Below are 18,667 nucleotides of genomic sequence, written 5' to 3'. Positions count from 1 at the left end.
GTCGATATGGATGAAGCCGATGCTGGCGGTCTCGAAGATGCCGGCCTTGGGTTTGTCAGGCTTGGCGAGCCGGCTGATGCCATTGCGCTGCAGGCAGCGGTGAATGGCGCTGCGGGACAGCTTGGCATTGATGCATCGCTGCATCACCTCGACGATGTCATCCAGCGGCAACTGCAGCGACGTCCGCAGCTCGCAAACCGCCCTTTCTTCGACAGCCGACAGGCTGGTCACCAGGTTCTTCGGCCGGTGCGAGCGATCTTCGACCGTCGTGCGGTCGCGCCAACGATAGATCGTGGTCTCGCTGACCCCCAGTTCCGTCGCCAATTCGGCAACCGACTTCCTGCTGCGCTGGATATAGGCGCGCGTCTTCGGCGTCGTCGTGGCGTTCGCGTGCAGGCTCAGTTCCATGACGCGAAGCGCTCCCTGACAAAGGCCACGCCTCGTTCTACACCGATTCCATCAAACCAATCAGCAGGGACCAAACACGAACGCAGGGACCCATAACCACCGCATTCGGTGATGACCGGGATCGTGGCCCCAGCCAGCGCAACAATTGAGATTCGGGGTAATGGGTCCTGGCTTTCGCCAGGACGACACGGGGTGTGTGGCGCGGCCTGCATCCACAATCGTCGTCCCTGCGAAAGCAACACGCGCTTCGACCAGCCCCGTCCTCCCGAGGTGTGTGCCTTGCGCCGCAAGGCTCGCACCTCAGGGTGACGGGGAGAGAGTTAGCCTTCTACGACTCCCGCCGCGCCAGCGCCATCAGCGTTCCGCTCATGGTCGCGACCAGCGTCTCGACGCCGTCCTGGATCGCGTAGGCGCGGCCGTCGCAGACCGTCAGTGTGCGGCCGGGCTTGACCACGACGCCGCAGAACATGAACCGCTCGCCGCGGGCCGGCGCCAGCAGATTGGTCTTGAACTCCACGGTGAGGATGTCGGAGCCTTCGGGCATCAGCGTGAAGGCGGCGATGCCGCAGGCATTGTCGAGCCCCGCGGTGATGATTCCGGCATGCACAAAGCCGTTCTGCTGGCAAAACTCTGGCGCATAGGGCATCGCAAGATCGACCTCGCCGGGCTCCATGCGCGCGATCGAGATACGAAGCGTCTGCATCGCGCGCTGGCGCGCGAACGTATCGGTCGCGACGGCGCGATAGTTTGGATTCTTCGGTTCGAAACGCGGCATGGCGGTCACGCGATTGCAGGCTCGGACGGCACGAGATGCGGCATCGCCGCGTAGCGGATCGCCGGCGCAAACGGCGTTGACTTCCGCGCGGCACGGTCGATATGCACGGCCGCGATCTCGCAGGTCGCGGCGATCTCGCCGGTCTCCGCATTGCGCATTTCGTGCAGGATACGGATCGACTTGTCGCGGAACTCGACCAACCGGCTCTTGACCTCGACGAGGTCGCCGGCGAGCAGCTCGCGCTTGTAGGAGATGTTCTGTTGCACGGCGGCCATGCCTCGGCCGGACTCGCGCAGGTAGCTCGGCGTCAGGCCGAGCCGCGCGAACATGTTCCAGCTCGCCTCGTCGAACTTGCCGACATACCACATGACGTTCATGTGGCCGATATGGTCGCAGTGCCAGGGATAGACCGTGCCGCGATAGGTCGCCTCGCCCTCCATCGGATCCCTCCTTCGATTTTTGATACGGTAGCGTATCAGGGACGAAGCAGGGTAGCAATACGGTACCGTATCAAAGCATGATCCGGAAAAGTGCGAAGCGGTTTTCCGAAAAGGCCATGCACAAACAAGCGATTAATGCGTGATGACGATCCCATTGCGCATTATGATGCGCGGAGATCGCATGACTGAAAGCAAAGGCGACGTCTGGGTCGCGGCCGGCTTCGCCGAACTCGCGCATAGCGGGGTCGACGGCGTGCGGGTCGAGGTACTGGCGAAGAATCTCGGCGTCACCAAGGGCGGCTTCTACCGCCGCTTCAGGGATCGCGCCGCGCTGCTCGAGGCCATGCTGACGCGCTGGCGCGACGGCCGCATCGCATCGATCGAGAAGCACACCGCGCTCGACGGCACCAGCGCGCGCGAGCGGCTGAAGGCGATCATCACGCTGTATTCGGAGCGCATGAACACCGAGGCGATGGCGGTCGAGCTCGCGATCCGGCAATGGGCGCGCACCGATGAGGCCGCTGCCGCTGCCGCCGCGAGCGTCGATGCCGCGCGGCTGAAGAATGTCGCCCAGCTCTATCGCGCCACCGGGCTGCCGACTGAAGAGGCCGATGCGCAGGCCTTCCTGTTCTACTGCTTCATCTTCGGCCAGAGCCTACTGTTTCTCGAGCGCGGCCCGCGCAAGCGCGCGCAATTGCTGACGCAGTCGGCGGACAAGCTGCTGACGGAAAACCCGTAGAGAGAGTTGCAGCCAATAGAGCCGGTGCAAACGGAAAGCGGCCGGCTTACGCCGGCCGCTCGCCAAACTCGGTCGGCTCGCTCAGGCGCCCTTCAGGCGCTTGTTGCATTCGCTGTAATAGCCGCCGCCCTTCTGGATCCACTTCAGGCCGCCATTGCCGCCGGTGGCCTTGTTGGCGTTGTACTGGTCGACGCAAGTGTGCATGCGTCCCTTGCCTTCGGACTCCTTGGCGTATTTGGGATCGATGGCGTTCGGAAATACGGCGGGTCCTGCCGGCGCCGCCGGTGCCGCGGCGGGCGCCTGCTTGGCTTCCTTCGGCGCGGCCGGAGCGGGCGCGGCGGCTGCCGGCGGCGGAGCGGCGGGCGCCGCAGCCGGGGTCGCGTCGGCGCCGCACTGCGCCTTGCGGAAATCATTCCACTTCTGGCCGCCGAGGGTGCCGGCCGACTTGGCCGCCTGGTACTTGGCGCTGCATTCCTGCGCGGTCAGGGCCTGCGCCGGCGCGCTCGCCGCAAAGGCTGCAAAGCCCGACACCGCAAGCACGCACAACAATCTGGTTTGAATGGTCATCGCTGGTCTCCCGTCATCCCTGGTTTCCCGTTGGTTTCCCGTAGGGAGCATTGGCGTAAGACCATTATCCTAGCGCAACCCCGACTTGCGACAACGCACCTGCGCGCCTGCGCGTTAAAATATTGTGGCGGCGGGACCGCCGCATGTTCATCCACCGTTCAGCATCGTCGCGCGACGTTTCGGCCCTCTTTCCCTCACGAGGTGCCCCATGAAGACGATTTCCACGCTCGCGTCCGCAACCGCCCTGGCCTCCCTGCTGCTGATGGGCGGAGCTTTCGCGCAAACGGCCGCGCCCGCCGCCAAGGACGCCGCTCCGAAGGCCGAGACCAAGGCGCCGGCCGAGAAGAAGCCGCGCACCGCCCAGTCGCTGGAATGCTCGAAGGAAGCCGACGCCAAGGGGCTGCACGGCAAGGAGCGCAAGAAATTCCGCTCCGAGTGCAAGAAGGAGAAGTCGGGCGGCGCCGCCGCTGCGCCCGCGGCGACGAAGTAAACATCCGGGCAGGTTTGATGCGATTCGCTCTCCCCATCGGGGAGGGCAGTCGCAACTGCGCTCATTCGCTCGACGAACCCGTGATGCCCGGCCTTGTGCCGGGCATCTACGTGTTGGATTGCGCGTGGCAAAGGCGTGGATGGCCGGGACACCTGCGCGAAGACGCGCTTCGCGCTTCTGCCCCGTCATGACGAGTTTGTGGCGATACTGATCGCAATCCCCGGCCCGTTTCGAAGGGTGAAAATCTGTGCGCCGGGCGAGCCGGAGCGCAATGCTGCAATCGCGAGATGCATTTGTCGCGTTCACGCGAATTTGCCATAAGGCGGCGTGACCCTGATCCGCGCTTCGATGGCAACGGCCATTCCCGACCGCAGCAAAGTCCTGAACGGGCTCGAGACCCTTGTCATCGGCACCGTCGGCGGCTTGCTGTTTCTGTGGGCAGAATTGCCGGGCGGCCTGATCTCGGGGGCGATGGTCGCGGTCGCGATCGCCGCATTGGCCGGACGGCCGCTCGCGGTGCCGGCGGTGCTGACGCAATCGGTGCTGCTGTTGCTCGGCATCTCCCTCGGCTCGCTGATGTCGCAGCAATTGCTGCAGCACATGAGCTCCTATCCGCTCACCATCGGCCTGCTGGCGCTGGCGACGTTCTGCTCGACCTTCGGCTCGAGCCTCTATCTGCAACGCGTCCATGGCTGGGACCAGACCTCGGCTTTCCTCGCCGGCAGCCCGGGCGCGCTGTCGCAGATCACGATCCTCGCCGCGGAAAAGGGCGCCGACGTCGCGGCGATCGCGGTGGTGCAGACCATGCGCGTGATCATCTTGACCGCGGCGCTGCCGCTGGTGCTGGCGCTGACCGGGGTGACGCATGCAGCGCCGCCGCCATTGCCGACGACGGTCGCCTCGCCGTTCGGCCTCGTCGCGCTGGTCGCCTTATCGATCGGCGTCTCGCTGCTGCTGCGCTGGATCAAATTCCCCGCCAGCTGGATGTTCGGCGCGATGCTCGCCTCCAGCCTGCTGCACGGCTCCGGGCTGGTCGATGGCGGCCTGCCGCCCTGGCTCCGCAACGTCGCGCTGGTCGGCATCGGCGCCATCATCGGCACCCGCTTCGCGCGGATGAAAACCTCGACCCTGCTCAGTCACGTCAATGCCGGGCTCGGCTCGTTTGCGATTGCCATCCTGATCTCGGCCGTGTTCGTCGCGGTGATCGGCTTCACCACCCATGTGCGGCTCGCCGATGTCGTGGTCGCCTTCGCGCCGGGCGCGATGGACGCGATGCTGGCGCTGGCGTTGACGCTGCACATCGACCCGATCTTCGTCGGCGCGCATCATCTGTCGCGCTTCCTGTTCGTCACCATCTCGACGCCGGGCATCATCCATCTGTTCGGCCGGCCGCAGGACGACGTCGACGATTAGCTCTACCAACCGTCATCCTGAGGAGCGCCACCGGGTCCGCGCGAAGCGCGGCCCGATGACAGGCTCCGCGCGTCTCGAAGGATGAACAGCCCGGCTGGTGCCCGTCCATGCTTCGAGAGGGCCGCTTCGCGGCCTCCTCCAGCGACAAAGGCGAAGCCTTTGCGCGGGCATGACGGATAACGAGAAAACCGTACGGCCCGACCTCAGGCCCTCGCGGCCTTCATCACGCCCCAACCGGCGATCGCGGCCATCACGAGCGAGATCAGCACGTTGTAACCGGCCAGCGAAATGCCGAGGAAGCGCCACTGCACCTCGTCGCAGCGCACCACCTTGACCTTGTCGAGCTGGTCCAGCAGCGAGCCGGCCTTGCCGAAATCCACCATCGGGCCGGTGCAATCGGTTGGCCCCGGCCAGAACCCCCATTCGACACCGGCGTGATAGGTGCCGAGCCCGGCATTGGCGAGCGCGGCGAGGCCGAGGATCGCAAGGCCCGCGAGCAGCACCGGACGCGGCGCGCCGCGGGCGGCCGCGAGCGCCACCAGGGCGCCGAGCGGCACCGCGAGGTAATAGGCATAGCGCTGCTCGAGGCAGAGCGGACAGGGCATGATCTCCAGCACGAGCTGGAAGAACCAGGCGCCGGCCAGGGTCGCCGCCGCGATCACGGCAATCGCCAGCGCCGAGGTCAGCGCCGGATTGCCAGCGGCGGAAGCATGCGACGGATGGGCGGTGGCAATCGTCACGTCGGTCCTCCGGGGAGCATCGTTCGGGAGGGTCATGGGCCCTGCTCCAAGGTCGTCGATTGCGGTCGTATCGCGTGAAAATACCGCTGTCGAGGCGCGGGACAATCACATCCGCGCGGGTTGACCGTGACGACCGCCGTCCGCCGCGGTCAGATCGCGTTCAGTCGATGATGCGTGGGAACGCGCAGGCCCCACTGGGTCATCGCCGCCTGCAGCTCATCGGAAAAGAAAAGGCTCGGATTGAGCAGCCTGCGTTCATGCCAGAGATGGGCGCCGACGCTGACACGCTTCAAGACCGTCAGACTGCCATAGCCCTTTTTCGTGGGATTGTTTGCAAAATACGCCGTCGATCCCTCCGACACCTGATGGACGGCGCTTTGTTCCGGCACGAAGCTGTCGATGTAACGGCGGACGATGATGCCGTAATACGGAACGGGGTAGTCCTTGCCCTTCGGCGTGGTGATCCGTAGCGGCCAGAACTGGTGCACGCCCGGCTCCAGCTTCTCGATGATGGCGTGCAAGGTTGCATCGACGGCACGGACGCCGTTGGTCAAATGCAGCAGCGATCCGAGCGATTTGCGTGACTCCTCCATCCTGAATTCCAACGGACGTTCGTGCGGCTCGAGCAGGCCCCTGTCCTCCCTGAACTTGCGAGCCACCTCCCCAATGTAAGCGACGTGCCAGTCGTTCAGCGCCGCCCTTTGCTCCGCAGACATCTGCTCGTCGAAATATTGCTTGAGGCCTTCCTCCCAGCCCACATAGTCGCCGTTCGGGAAGAAGTCGCCGAATTGGCTGCGCTCGTACCATCCCCACACCATGTTCAAGTGCCCCTTGCTTCAAGTGCCCCTTGCTTCATCGAGATCGACGAACCGGACAATACCGTTACGCTCGCGCCTCCGTCTCGAAGTAGGTTGCCGCAGCCGCGGCCAGGCTTGGGGACGGTGGCAGCGGCTGCCGCCGCCGGGCAAACTCTTCCGTGACTGCCATACGGACGGCAACGGCCTCGCGTCGTCCTCGGGGTCACACCCACCGGAAATTCCGCTGCCGGGGCGCGGGACATCCCGCCCGCGCGGGTTGACCATGACGGGCCGCCCGCTATAGTCCGCCGCGCTTCGCGACCCCGGCCTTCCCGGCCGGGACCATTGCGAATGCCCCTGTGGCGGAACTGGTAGACGCGCTCGACTCAAAATCGAGTTCCGCAAGGAGTGCTGGTTCGATTCCGGCCAGGGGCACCATTCAGCGCAGCCGTAGCCGACAAGCCGTCCGCATGAAGGCTCGTCCCGGCGTAGCCCGAAGGGCGAAGCCGAATCCCGCCGCTGGGCGCCATTCGCGTGCGATCGAGGCCGTAAACATTCGAAAGACCTCCCCTTAGCTAGAGGGGGCCGGTTTCCTGCCGCGCCCGAGCGCGAATTGACCGACCGGGCCCTCCACGTGGAATTCAAGCCCCGTCATTTTTGCAAACAGATCGATGTTGCAGGTGCCGATTGCGCAGCCACCAAGGCCCATGTCGGTCGCCGTCAGATAGAACGTCTGGATCAGGTTGCCGACGTCCTTCAGGATCAACGAATATGCGATTGAGCTGTATTTCCAGGAGATCCGCCCAAAGCGCGCGGCGATCGTGATCAAGACCTGCGGTGGACCGGATGCGTCCATGGCAAACTCGGCCGCCGTAGAAAGCGCTTGGAGTTGTTGGGCGGAGGTGTCGATCGCGACAAGCGCGTGGCTGCCCGCGTCATAGTGGTAAAGTCCACGTGCAAGCTCCCCGCAGTTCAAGACCGCCAAGTATAGTTCCAGCTCATACGCGCCGCCTGCCGACGGATAGGGTCTTGCGCTGTAGGTGACCTCGGGACCGCCGTCAAAATCTGCGCCGATCTTCCATTCCGACAGCACGCGGGCTGTCGTGTCGAGAAACTGCGCGAGCTCGGCGAGCGTGACCGGATGCTGGTCGTCGAAATCTCGTATTGAATGGCGTTCGCGCAACAGCTTCGCGAAGTGCGAGGCCGACCCCGACGTGGAGAATTTGCCGAGGTCGATCTTCTTGCCGGGCCAGGGCGGACGCACCGCGGGTAGCGGTGGAACGACGCCCGCATGGGTGAACGCGCCGCCAACTGGATTGGAGTGCCGGCCCTCCGTGCTCCTCGTATGAAACACGAGATCGTGGAAGTCCCAGAGAACGAGATTGCCGTCGCCTTCATTCACCCGAAGGCCGTCGCCGTCTTTCGCATTGAGCTTGATCAGCATCTTGCTGTCGATCAGCAATCCGAGCAGATCGAGGTTCGCGGAGGCCGCATGGCGGCGAAGGTTGCTGATCTTCTGAGGCCGCGACAGGGCAGCGAGGGTGGCAGCGATGGCGGGATCGAAAATCCGAAACAGCGCGCCGGCGCGCGGTGATTCCAGCACCATCTCGCTGCCGAGCCGGCGCAGATAGGCGAAGCGCGACAGCACAATGGTATCACCGCTCCCCAGCTTTGCGCGTTGTGGCCAGTATTCGGCGACCTGCGGCTCGATGACCACGAGGTCTTGCTCGTCACGCGGAGAGCATAAGCGGTATTCGAGAAGTCCATGCCCTGCCAGTCGCCGCACGAGGGCATGAACCTGCCTCGCGAGGACGCCTTTGCCCGCAAAGGAGGCGAGCGGCAGGCCGCTGGTGAGATGTCCCGCACGGTCGACCGCTGCCGCACTGAATTGTCCCAGATTGATCGAGTAGCCGCCCAAGCCTGCAGCGATGCTTCCGTCCGCCTGCATGTGAAGGGAGCAACGACCGTTCAATCGGGCGACGATGACGGGTGCGATCTTCCTGAGCTTCGTTTTCCGGAAGTTGCGCAACGGGCCAGCCTTCAGGTGTGTGGAAGGAATGGCGTGAGCTCGCTTTCCAGTCGCGGACGATTCAGCAATCCGAGCTTCATCGGAACATCGTAAAGTCGGCCGGGCGCGAAGCGGCGATAGAAATGCCGCAACCCCGGAACGAGCACTCTGACGACGGGCACCTGGACATCGGGCCGCGTCTGGTCGAGCACGAGGAAATCAAATCCCGCGCCGGCGGCAATCTCGATGCAGGCATTGACCTGGTCGCGCGCGTTGTCGTGAACCTTGAGGCTCGGCGCCGACGGCACGATCGGATTGTCGCTGGGGATCAGGAACGGATAATCGTCCAGTCGCAGCGGCGTGACACCGTCCAGCGTCGGCTTCTCGCCACTTCCGCCGCCCATCATGCCAATCGACATGAACTGGGTCAGTTCGGTGAGGGAACGCAGCAGGGCTATGCGGCGATCGAAATGCGAGCCGGAACCGAATTCGATATTTTCGTGTCCGTTCTGCATCCAATGGATGATCGCCACGTAAGAGGGAATGCCGAGATCGCTGGTGATGTCGAGCACCCAAAGCCTGCGCCCTGCATCGGCAAGCTGGGCTTGCAGATCCCGCACATAGGGATCTTCGAATTGCGCGAGGTCGACTTCTGCACGTTGCAGCCGGTTGTACCACCAGATCGCGTAGGCGTCGCGTTCGACCAGTTCGAGGAAGCCTTGAACGATGGCTTCCTCCCGGGTGTTGCCGGCGGCGCATCCGTTGGAATCCGTGTGGAAGCCGCCATAGAAGAAGTACAAGAGGCCCGTTGGAAGATGTTTGAAACGCTTGTCCCGTAACGACCAGACCGGCGACCACTCCGTCTTGGTCGAGGGATCGAGCGGCTCAGGCACCAGATGTGAATCGTCCGGCTGCGAGGTATGTCTGTTTTGAAACTGCGCGTCGCTGAAAAGCTGTACTTCATTGGGAAGAAGAGCGTCGCCGGGGACGAAATCGACAAAGCGGCGCTTCGTCCTGATCTCGTCGCCCTGGAAAATACCCGAATAGCGCTCGATCGCCTCCATCAACGCGCTGGCCTCGCCCTGCTCGGCTGTGGAGCCCTTGCCGAAGCTGCCGCCGCTCAATCCGGATCTGAGCTGGTCGACGTTCCAGGCCGGCGCCGAGAAATTGTGGTAGGCGAAAAAGTTCGTGTTCATCGGCAGATCGGCCTCGATCCGCTCGAGCCGCGAGACGACGCCGGTCAGCGGACTGACGTGCTTGCGGAACCGTGCTACGGTGGCTCGCGACGTCACGGCGCGGTAACCGCCGCTGGTCATGACGAGCTTTCCGCCCTCCGCGATCTCGATCGGCGCTGCCGCCCGGCGCGGACTCTGCAGCTTCCTGCTGCCGCAGGTAGGACACTGCGGGCGTCGCGCGACGTAATGCTTGGCAATGACGGCACCGGTCAGGTCGAAGCTTGCGATGTGATCGCGCAGATCGGTACGAAATCCCGAGGCAATCGCTTTTGCAATTTCAACAGCAGCGAAGTGGATGCCGATTTGTCCGACGGCGTCGCCGACCAGGGGCGATACGGCGACCACCTGCGCCGCTCTGCGATCGAGAAATCCCTTGATTTCCCGATTGCGTATCATGCGATCGAACAGGCAAGTCCAGCAGGCGCTCTCGCCCGGCTTGAACACGGGTCCCACCAGCGGAAACACGCCGGACGGCTGCGCCAGCAGCCAGGGCGTCCCATCGCCAAAGCGCTTTCCGTTCAATTCGACGAGCCGCCGGTCAAGATAGTCGCTCGCCAGTGTGATCGTGAGCTTGGGCGACCGCTTGGTGATCCGAACACCGAGCTTGCTCAAGGCCGCGGCAAGTTCGTTGGCGCCTTTGACATCGATGGCTTCGACCCGCACGGGGCAATCGCGGAGATTCTGTTCTGCGACCTCGGGGGGGAGGCCGAGACTCGCCCAATATCCATCGACGGCGCCTGCGAACGCGTGCGGCGCGCCGCTTACGACATATCGGCGCTCCAGCAGCCGCCTGATCGCTTCCTCGATCTTGTCGGCGGGAAAATTCTTTGAGAGCTGGCGAACGATCTCTGCTGCAGCCTTACCATTTTTGCCGATCGCCGCGGCCACCGCACAATAGAGATCACCGTGCAGGAAGAATTTGCGGTTCTCGGAGTAGAGGCAGACCACATCGGGAGGAATCACATAGGCGGTGAAGTTCGGCGCGAATCGCAAAATGCCCTTGCGGCTCTGCTTCGCGGTGCGGCTCTTGCCATTGACTGTCATCGGGGCGGCACGCTGATCCTGTTGCTGTCACTTCCGATCGCCGGCGCGCGGCCGACCATTGGCATCGCGCGGCTTGTGCGCCGCGTTCGGCCACCGGCATTCTGCGAGCAATTTGGATCACACTCGCCCACCGTCGGCAAGCTGATCAGCCAGGCGCGGCGAATGCATAACGAAGCAAAAATTTGGCCGGGTCGTTCGGGCGCCCGGCCAATAAAATCGCGACGTGTCGACGCCCAGCGCTAGCACCAGCGGCAGCGGCCCCAGGATGCACAGCAGCCTGCGCATGAGACCAATGGCACGCCTACGCCGATCCAACCAACGCCGCAGCCGCCACATCCACCGCAACCGACACCGCAGCGGCAGCCTCTGCAGGCCCTGCATCCTCCGCAACCCCTGCAGCCTCCACAAGCTCTGGCGCCTCCGCAGCCACGGCAACCACCGCATCCCCGCGCGAGCAGCACGCGGCCTCCGACGCTTTCATCGTCGATGAGATTGAGGTGGAAGGTGGCGAGACTGACGTCGGCGAGTTCTTCCTCACTGAGCGTCGTCATATGGCCCGGCGCGAAGTTCGGCTTGTGTTGAACGTCGCCGGAGGGCACGGCGGAGGCATATGCGCTGCCCGCGAGCGAAAAAGTCAGACCGGCTAATCCCAGCGCCGGTACCGCGGCGTTGGTCGTTCGCTTCTTTCTCGAAGCTTGCTTCGCCCGCTGCATGGCCGCATCCTCCCAGTTTGGAAGAAAGGACTTCCGAAGCACGATCTTACGCCGAGCGAACGAGGCAGACAAGAATTACGGTATACACAAAATGCAATAGAGCTCGTTCTGATTGCATTCATCTTCATGAACGATATCGCGCAATTTGGTCGATTAAATCGAGAATCCGCGCCCGTGGAGCGGATTGCAACGGGTGCAATTTGATGCAGTGCGCAATCGTCGGCCCGCTTGAACGGGGAAATTAGCTTGGTCGATCAACTCGGACGCTTCGCTTGGTATGAGTTGCTGACGACGAACATGTCGGCAGCAGCCGCATTTTATGGCAAGGTCATCGGCTGGGCGGTGGAAGATGCGTCGACTCCGGAATTCGCCTACACGCTGCTTACTGCAGGCGACGCCCCGGCAGTTGGACTCATGCATCTCCCGGAAGAAGGGCTGCGATTGGGAGCGAGGCCGAGATGGGTCGGCTACATCGCCGTCGACGACGTGGATGCGAAAGCCGTGCAGGTCCGCCGTCGTGGGGGCGCCATTCTGATAACGCCGACCGCCAGCAACATTGGCCGAATTTCGGTGGTCGCCGATCCGCAAGGAGCGACGTTTGCACTGGTTTCCGGGCTGACATATGGCCAACGGCAGTCCAGCGGATTGGACGAGCCTGGACGCGTGGGCTGGCACGAGTTGCTGGCTGAAGACCGGAACAAGATCTTCCCGTTTTACGGCGAGCTTCTTGGCTGGCAGAAGGCTCACGCTGAAGCCGGGCCGGCCGACCTGTACGAATTGTTTTCGGCGGCCGGCCAGACGATCGGCGGAATGCTCACCAAACTTCCGAGCGTATCGCAACCCTGCTGGCTCTATTACTTCAATGTCGACGACATCGGTGCGGCTGCCAAGCGCGTTGATGCTGGCGGGGGCCGGGTCCTCCAAGGTCCAATCGAGTTGCCCGATGGTTGCTGGATCTTGCGATGTGCCGATCCCCAAGGGGCTCTATTTGCGCTACAGGGAGCCTGGGATCAGAAAGGCACTGAGCGACCCTCCGCCTCGGAACTCAATTGGTCCGCGAGGTGGGGTGATGTCGCTTCACAGGGCAAATTGATCCTTCGCAAGACGAAGCGATAGGTCGGAAACGTTTCGACCTCGTCCGCAGCAGAATTATATAGGTGTTTAAATTAGGTAGTGGTGCGCAATTGTATTCTGAATGGTGCACCACGCTTCGCCCTTGCAGGCTTCGCGTGGCGCGGCCGCGAAGCCTGCAAGGGCGAAGCGTGTCCGGCGAAGCTCGAGCAACGCGAAAGCGAAGACGGACGTTTACAATCACCACACCGCACTGATTCACGATCGGCAGCCGATCCTAGGCTGGCCGGCTCGGCAACGCGTCGCTGTCCGACAGCACAACCGCGGCGATCAAATTAGCAGCCATTGCGCGGACCACGCCTGAAGTCTTCGGCAGTGTCGCGGCCGCCGGACGGGACGTACCGGCCATATTTTGGCCATAGCCCGTTTCTTAAACGCCTGCGCGGGCCATGCCCCGTCTTCGTTTTGCGTCGCCTGACCGATGCGGTCGCTTCGCAAGCCAATCGCAGATCATCGCTGCGCTTCCCCCACAACATGGATGGTCTGCCAACAGCAAGAAGGACTTTGTAATGCGTAAACTTCTAGCCGCTGTGGCGGTTCTTTTGGCGTTCGCTTCAACTGCCGAAGCCCGCGGCCGTCACCATCACCATCGGCACTATGCACATTCCGGTCGCCCAGCTGCGTGGTGCGGCTGGTTCATGCGCACCCAAGTCGGCAGCGATCCCGGTCCGCAATTCAATCTGGCCCGATCCTGGGCGCGCTACGGCAGCAATGCCGGCGGCCCTTCGGTCGGTACCATCGTGGTTTGGCGTCACCACGTCGGCAAGATCGTGGGTCAGGAGAATGGCCAGTGGATCGTGCAGAGCGGCAACGACGGGCACGCCGTGCGCACGCGGCCGCGCTCGCTGGCTGGCGCCATCGCATTTCGAAATGCCTACGCTTCATTCTAAAGCGCGATGAGATTGGGTCGAATCGTCATCGCGCCTTAGCCTCTTGTTTGAGCATGATCTCCGCGCAAACGCTGCGCGTTTGTCGCGAGGGAAAACCGCTGCGCACTTTTCCGGATGATGCTTTAGGGAACCTCGACGCTTCAGCTGACATGCGAGCTTGCGACAGCCGGGCGGTATACGAACCGTTCATGATCGCACCTTACGCTGCAGCAGGGTTTCGCCCTGAAGCCCTCAGACGGGCGCCGTCATCTGTGTTGACCAGATGGCGGCGCCTTTTTCAGGAGCCAATTGGCTTGCCCCAGAAGTCGAAAAAAGTTGCGACGGCCGCTCAGACTGTTTCTTACTGGTCGGCCGCTTACGTCAGTCTCTGCAATGGCGTGACGGTTTTCGCTGTGACCGGCGGCGTGCTCGGATTTCTGCTGGTCGCCAAGCACTATCTGTGAACGTCAGCTCTTTCCGAGACTCTTGAGATACGCGCAGAACATGTCGGCCATGGCGTCGGCATAGGTCGCGATCTCGGCGGGCGTTCGCGGGCTCTCGGAAAAATCCTTGCCCACCGTGCTCAGCGTCGTCGTGATCAGATCGCCCGCCGTTGCTCGTACGGCGTCTGACGTCTTCGGCAATGCCTCGCGCATGAACGCTTCGACGATGCGCTCGCCCGATGCCCGCGCCTCGCGCGCCTCGGGCGCATCGCGATAGAGCGGCGCGGCATCGCTCAGCGCGACGCGCACCGCGGCCTCCTCGCATTCGGAGCGGATGAAGGCGGGCACCAGCGAACGCAGCCGATCGAACGGCGGCCGCTTGGCATCCTCGAGGATGTCACGAAGCAGGCTGGTGGTCTGCCGCCTGCGACAGGGCAATATGCGCGAGCTCGAAACCGTCGGCGACATCAAGTCGGCGATCAACGTCTCCGACGATGCGCTGCTGAAGGTGATGTTCAAGGATTGGGGGACGTTTCAGACCCGGCTGGCGCAAGCCATCGAGAAGAAGTCACCAAGCGACGTCAGGCAGACGCTCGAGCCCTGGCTGAAGCGCAACAAGGACTTCATGAAACAGCTGCTCGTCGAAACCCAGGGCAAGGTGGAGAAGCTGCGGCCGCTGGAGGCCCGCTAGAGCAGAAGGAGCGCAGGTCCGCTTCGGCCGGACCCTGCCGCTCAGATCATCGCAGCGACACGTTCCAGGCCAATCAGGCGCGCCAGCGAACGGACCTCGTTCTTCTGATCCTCGCGGAGCTGGAACAGCAGCGGCATCGCCGCCGACTTCAGCTGCTGGACCTCCTCGGAGTCCGGATCGATCGGCATGCTGCCGGATGCGGGATCGCCCTGGCGCTTGGCGTGGATCTTGCGGGCGACGGCGCGCAACGCGGTCTCGACCGCCGGCCAGTAGTATTCCTGCGACGACGACAGCTTCAGCCGGTCCTTGATGCCGGCGATCTGGGCGTCGCTGAGCAGCGCGTAGCTCTTCTGCGGCGCCGGCTTGGCCGCAGCCTTGGGCTTCGGCGGCGCCGGGGCGACCGGCGCGGGTGCGGGCTCGGCGATCTTCGGCTGAGCCGCATCGACGGGGTCGGTGATCTTCGGCAGGCCGACATCGGCCGGCTCGACGGAGGCATAGGCCTGCCGCACCGTGTCAGTCGCGCCCGGGATCGCGGCTTGCGCCCGCAACAGGAGCGGAGACGGATTGGCGGAAGGCTCAATCGGCTGGGGTGCCTCAAACGAGGCCGCGGCAAGCGTGCTGACCGCGAGCTTGTCCTGCTTGCTGGCACGGTTGGCGACCGGTCCAATGTCGGCCTGCGCCGCCGGCAGGCTGTCCCGGCCCAAAATGGCTGTTATCGCGGCGCCGGCGAGGAGGAAGCATGTCAGCGCGGCGAGGGTGATGGCTCTGGTCAAAAACTACTCCATTGCCGGCCGGTGTCACCGCAAACTGCGCGCGAAATGCGGCGGTACCGTGCCGTGACGACGCCAAATAGGTGAAATTGTCCCGAAACGGCCGGAAAATCAGGCCGCGACGTCGAGCTCATAGGCCTCTTGGATATCGGCGACGATCTCATGCGCCGTCCAGAGCGCGCCGGGCTGGACCGTGTGCATGCTGACCGTCCAGTTGGTCCGGCGGGTGCGCGGCGTGCTGACAATGTCGAATTGGACCTGACGGCACAGCGGATGCCGCTGCAGGGCGTAAAACACCCGGGTCCGGAGCTCGTCGAGCGATGCCGGGGTCTTGGAGAGCGCCTCAAAGGCCATGTCGCATTCCCACAAACTGCCGGGCGACCAGCCGTGGCGGCCCGTGACGCTATTGTTGGGACTGGCATGGTTAATGCCGCGTTAAGCGGATGGGCGGGATTTGAGTGCTGCTATTTCGCGAACCAGCGCGCTTTCGAGCACCGGTTGGCGCGAAGGGAACGCGTCAAAGCAGCGACTCTAGAGCCGCACCCGCGCGCTCGCCGCCTCATACTCCGCGATCGTCTGCGCCACGAGTTCGTCGACGCCGAGCACCCCGGTCACCCCGGAGGTGGAATGACCGCCGCTCCAGATATCGCGCCAGCGTTTGGGGCGGCTTTCGCGGGCGCCGATGTCGATGTCCTTGCCGATGTCGATCGCGCCGCGTGCCGGCAGGTCGTCGGGATCGAGACCGGCGGCCTCGATCGAGGGCCGCAGCATGTTGGTCTGCAGGCCGGTGAACGCCGTCGTGAGCATGACGTCGTCGGCGGTGGAGTCGACCAGCATCTGCTTGTACCTGCCGTCCGCCATGCTCTCGCGCGTCGCGATGAACTTGGTGCCCATATAGGCGAGGTCGCAGCCGAGCGCCTCTGCGGCGCGGAGCGCGTGGCCGTCGCTGATGCCGCCGGCAAGCACGATCGGTCCATCGAAGAAGCCGCGCACCGCGCGAACGAACACGAACGGATTGAGCCAGCCGGTCTGCCCGCCCGCACCCGCAGTGAGCAGCACGAGCCCGTCGGCGCCGGCTGCGACCGCGCGCTCGGCATGGCGGATCGAGGCGACGTCGGCGAACACCAGCGCGCCGGCATCGTGCAGAGGGCCAAGTACCGGCGCGGGCGAACCGACCGAGGTGATCACAAGCTCGGGCTTGTGCCGCAGCAGCACGGCGAGATCCTGGGCCAGCCGTGTGTTGGAGCGATGCACGATCAGGTTCGGGCAGATCGGCGCGGCTGCTTGGCCGCTTGCATCGGCATGTGCCTGCAGGCGGCGCGCGATGTCGCCGAGCCAGGCATCGAGCTGTTCCGTCTCACGGCAATTCACCGTCGGAAATGAACCGATCACGCCGTTGCGGCAGGCGGCTACCACCAGTTCGACACCGGAAACCAAGAACATCGGTGCTGCAATCAGCGGCAGCCGCAGGCGACCGCGAAAACGCGCGAGAGGATCGGCGGACAAGTTGTTTCTTCCCATCGTCATTGTGTTAGCGTTGCCGCCAACATTGGCACGACAAAAGCCAAAGACAAAGGCGGGAGGGACAACCAGATGAGCAATCCGCTCTATGCATTTCCGGCGGTGTGCGAACAGACCCTGCGGGCGCTGGCGCGCTATCCATCGCGCACCGCCTTCGCATGGCCGGGCGGCTCGCTCAGCTATCAGGGCGCGACCGACCTGATCGGACGCATGCAGAGCGTGTTCATGCGGCTCGGCTTTGCGCCTGGCACCCGCGTCGCGCTGCTCACCGCCAACCGCGCCGACAGTTGGTGCGCCGGCGTCGCCGCGCAATTGTCGCGGCTCGCGATCACCTGGCTGCATCCGCTGGGCTCGCTCGACGACCAGCTGTTCCAGATCGAGGATTCCGAAGCGCAGATGCTGATCGTCGACGGCATCACGTTTCGCGATCGCGGCGGCGAGCTCACGGCGAAGGCGCAGGGCCTGAAGACCGTGTTCACGCTCGGCCCGGCGGATTACGGCGCCGACCTGTTGCAGGTGGCCGGGGACGCCGGCAGCGCAAGCGCGAAGAGTTTCGCCCGCGCCGACGACATCTCGACCTTGAACTACACCGGTGGCACGACCGGCAAATCCAAGGGCGCGTTGCGCTATCACCGCGAATATGGCGGCTTCGCCGCCGCGATCCTCGCCGATTTCGAGATTCCGGAGACGCCGCGCTACCTCACCGTGGCCCCCATCAGCCATGTCGCGGGCACCAAAGTGCTGCCGACGCTGATGCGCGGCGGCACCGTGCACATGCTGAAAGGGTTCGATCCGGAGGCCGTGTTCACGACCATCGCGCGCGAGAAGATCAACTTCACGCTGTTCGTGCCGACCATGATCTATGTGATGCTGGATCATCCCGCGCTCGACAAGACCGACCTCTCCTCGCTCGAACTCCTGCTCTACGGCGCGTCCGCGATGTCGCCGAGCCGACTGGTCGAAGGCATCGAGCGGATCGGCCCGGTGTTCTCGCAGCTTTATGGCCAGACCGAATGCTATCCGGTCTCGGTGCTGCGCAAGGCGGATCATGACCCGAAGACACCGGACCTGTTCCTGTCCTGCGGCTTCCCGATCGCCGCCTGCCAGGTCAAGATCCTCGATCAGGACGACGAGGAGGTCGCGACCGGCGAGGCCGGCGAGATCTGCGTGCGCGCCACGCATGTGATGGCCGAATACTGGAAACGGCCCGACATCACGGCGGAGACGCTGAAGAGCGGCTGGCTGCACACCGGCGACATCGCGCGCATGGACGAGCGCGGCTACATGTTCATCCTCGACCGCAAGAAGGACATGATCGTCTCCGGCGGCTTCAACATCTTCCCGCGCGAAGTCGAGGATGTCTTGTCGCAACACGCCGACGTCGCGATGGTCGCCGTGGTCGGCGTGCCCGACGACAAATGGGGCGAGGCCGTCACCGCCGTCGTGGTCGCGCGCGAGGGCGCTGTGCCCGACGCCGACGAGCTGATCGGACTGGTGAAGGCGAAGAAGGGCTCGGCGCACGCGCCGAAGCAGATCCAGTTCGTCAAGGAACTGCCGATGACCGGCGTCGGCAAGGTCGACAAGAAGGTGCTGAAGGCGCGCTTCTGGACCGGCCGCGATCGTATGGTGGGGTAGGATGCTCGCACGACGATTGCTGGTCCCGTCATCCTGAGAGGTTGTGACGCTTTTGCTCCGCCGTCATTGCGAGGAGCGAAGCGACGAAGCAATCCATCTCTCCGACCTGCCGGGCTATGGATTGCTTCGCTTCGCTCGCAATGACGCGGATGGAGCTGTGCGCACCGTCACCCTGAGGCGCGAGCGGAGCGAGCCTCGAAGGATGCACGGCCCCGATGTTTCAGCTTGTGCTATCTCC

The 18,667-nt window shown here is 64.0% G+C and carries 19 protein-coding genes, 1 tRNA gene and 1 pseudogene; 9 read left to right on the top strand and 12 right to left on the bottom strand.

Translation table 11 applies throughout. The annotated features are described in order from the left end of the window. From J6525_RS14605 to J6525_RS14595, 3 genes are all read right to left on the bottom strand, one after another. On the bottom strand, window positions 1-408 hold a 408-nt coding region (locus tag J6525_RS14605; protein ID WP_225645211.1), incomplete at its 3' end, for a helix-turn-helix domain-containing protein. 328 nt (window positions 409-736) lie between these two features. Next, on the bottom strand, window positions 737-1,183 hold the full coding sequence (locus J6525_RS14600; protein WP_225645210.1) for a PaaI family thioesterase: 447 nt from the start codon (window positions 1,181-1,183) through the stop codon (window positions 737-739). Between the two features lie 5 nt (window positions 1,184-1,188). Then, on the bottom strand, window positions 1,189-1,623 hold the full coding sequence (locus J6525_RS14595) for an acyl-CoA thioesterase (protein ID WP_092087963.1): 435 nt from the start codon (window positions 1,621-1,623) through the stop codon (window positions 1,189-1,191). Window positions 1,624-1,804: 181 nt separating this feature from the next. Here J6525_RS14595 and J6525_RS14590 point away from each other — a divergent pair, with 181 nt between their 5' ends. Next, window positions 1,805-2,362, top strand: a complete 558-nt coding sequence (locus J6525_RS14590) for a TetR/AcrR family transcriptional regulator (RefSeq protein ID WP_092088007.1) — start codon at window positions 1,805-1,807, stop codon at window positions 2,360-2,362. Between the two features lie 81 nt (window positions 2,363-2,443). On the opposite strand, the gene J6525_RS14585 is transcribed toward J6525_RS14590, so the two are convergent. Continuing rightward, the gene (locus J6525_RS14585; RefSeq protein WP_076824984.1) at window positions 2,444-2,929 is read right to left on the bottom strand and encodes a hypothetical protein; all 486 of its coding nucleotides are present in this window, start codon (window positions 2,927-2,929) and stop codon (window positions 2,444-2,446) included. Between the two features lie 208 nt (window positions 2,930-3,137). Here J6525_RS14585 and J6525_RS14580 point away from each other — a divergent pair, with 208 nt between their 5' ends. After that, window positions 3,138-3,419, top strand: coding sequence for a PsiF family protein (locus J6525_RS14580; RefSeq protein ID WP_028342570.1), 282 nt, complete (start codon window positions 3,138-3,140; stop codon window positions 3,417-3,419). Window positions 3,420-3,746: 327 nt separating this feature from the next. Beyond that, the gene (locus tag J6525_RS14575) at window positions 3,747-4,832 is read left to right on the top strand and encodes an AbrB family protein (RefSeq protein ID WP_376708517.1); all 1,086 of its coding nucleotides are present in this window, start codon (window positions 3,747-3,749) and stop codon (window positions 4,830-4,832) included. Between the two features lie 203 nt (window positions 4,833-5,035). On the opposite strand, the gene J6525_RS14570 is transcribed toward J6525_RS14575, so the two are convergent. Then, window positions 5,036-5,608, bottom strand: coding sequence for a disulfide bond formation protein B (locus J6525_RS14570; protein WP_225645209.1), 573 nt, complete (start codon window positions 5,606-5,608; stop codon window positions 5,036-5,038). A 113-nt stretch (window positions 5,609-5,721) separates the two neighbouring features. Then, complete coding sequence (locus J6525_RS14565) at window positions 5,722-6,330, bottom strand: imm11 family protein (protein WP_225645208.1); 609 nt, start codon at window positions 6,328-6,330, stop codon at window positions 5,722-5,724. A gap of 392 nt (window positions 6,331-6,722) precedes the next feature. Here J6525_RS14565 and J6525_RS14560 point away from each other — a divergent pair. Next, window positions 6,723-6,807 (top strand) — tRNA-Leu (locus J6525_RS14560). Between the two features lie 133 nt (window positions 6,808-6,940). Here J6525_RS14560 and J6525_RS14555 read toward each other — a convergent pair. Both J6525_RS14555 and J6525_RS14550 read right to left on the bottom strand, forming a co-directional pair. Further along, window positions 6,941-8,317, bottom strand: coding sequence for a SagB/ThcOx family dehydrogenase (locus J6525_RS14555; RefSeq protein ID WP_225645216.1), 1,377 nt, complete (start codon window positions 8,315-8,317; stop codon window positions 6,941-6,943). Window positions 8,318-8,409: 92 nt separating this feature from the next. Then, a complete protein-coding gene (locus J6525_RS14550) occupies window positions 8,410-10,656 on the bottom strand; it encodes a TOMM precursor leader peptide-binding protein (protein ID WP_225645207.1) in 2,247 nt (748 codons plus the stop codon). Between the two features lie 959 nt (window positions 10,657-11,615). On the opposite strand from J6525_RS14550, the gene J6525_RS14545 reads away from it, so the two are divergent. From J6525_RS14545 to J6525_RS14535, 3 genes are all read left to right on the top strand, one after another. Continuing rightward, the gene (locus J6525_RS14545) at window positions 11,616-12,485 is read left to right on the top strand and encodes a VOC family protein (RefSeq protein ID WP_225645206.1); all 870 of its coding nucleotides are present in this window, start codon (window positions 11,616-11,618) and stop codon (window positions 12,483-12,485) included. A 653-nt stretch (window positions 12,486-13,138) separates the two neighbouring features. Next, a complete protein-coding gene (locus J6525_RS14540) occupies window positions 13,139-13,390 on the top strand; it encodes a C40 family peptidase (protein ID WP_028342576.1) in 252 nt (83 codons plus the stop codon). 53 nt (window positions 13,391-13,443) lie between these two features. Continuing rightward, window positions 13,444-13,833, top strand: a complete 390-nt coding sequence (locus J6525_RS14535; protein WP_225645204.1) for a hypothetical protein — start codon at window positions 13,444-13,446, stop codon at window positions 13,831-13,833. A gap of 3 nt (window positions 13,834-13,836) precedes the next feature. Here J6525_RS14535 and J6525_RS14530 read toward each other — a convergent pair. Continuing rightward, window positions 13,837-14,235, bottom strand: a pseudogene (locus tag J6525_RS14530) (TetR/AcrR family transcriptional regulator); the annotation flags it as partial. A 16-nt stretch (window positions 14,236-14,251) separates the two neighbouring features. Here J6525_RS14530 and J6525_RS14525 point away from each other — a divergent pair. Then, window positions 14,252-14,503, top strand: a complete 252-nt coding sequence (locus J6525_RS14525; RefSeq protein WP_225645202.1) for a hypothetical protein — start codon at window positions 14,252-14,254, stop codon at window positions 14,501-14,503. A gap of 41 nt (window positions 14,504-14,544) precedes the next feature. Here the strand turns inward: J6525_RS14525 and J6525_RS14520 are convergent, their stop codons facing one another. The 3 genes from J6525_RS14520 to J6525_RS14510 form a co-directional block, all read right to left on the bottom strand. Beyond that, complete coding sequence (locus J6525_RS14520) at window positions 14,545-15,276, bottom strand: hypothetical protein (RefSeq protein ID WP_225645200.1); 732 nt, start codon at window positions 15,274-15,276, stop codon at window positions 14,545-14,547. Window positions 15,277-15,384: 108 nt separating this feature from the next. Further along, window positions 15,385-15,627 (bottom strand): hypothetical protein, encoded by a 243-nt coding sequence (locus J6525_RS14515; RefSeq protein WP_225645198.1) that lies wholly within the window; start codon window positions 15,625-15,627, stop codon window positions 15,385-15,387. A gap of 177 nt (window positions 15,628-15,804) precedes the next feature. Continuing rightward, window positions 15,805-16,800 carry an NAD(P)H-dependent flavin oxidoreductase gene (locus tag J6525_RS14510; protein WP_376708515.1) on the bottom strand — a complete coding sequence of 332 codons (996 nt, stop codon included), beginning with the start codon at window positions 16,798-16,800 and terminating at the stop codon, window positions 15,805-15,807. Between the two features lie 66 nt (window positions 16,801-16,866). On the opposite strand from J6525_RS14510, the gene J6525_RS14505 reads away from it, so the two are divergent. Further along, a complete protein-coding gene (locus J6525_RS14505; RefSeq protein ID WP_225645193.1) occupies window positions 16,867-18,429 on the top strand; it encodes an AMP-binding protein in 1,563 nt (520 codons plus the stop codon). The last annotated feature ends 238 nt before the right edge of the window (window positions 18,430-18,667 follow it).

This window comes from Bradyrhizobium australafricanum, assembly GCF_020329495.1.
Classification (GTDB): Bacteria; Pseudomonadota; Alphaproteobacteria; order Rhizobiales; family Xanthobacteraceae; genus Bradyrhizobium; species Bradyrhizobium australafricanum.
Note: the sequence above shows the minus strand (reverse complement) of the source record. Positions and strands in the feature narration are given on the sequence as shown.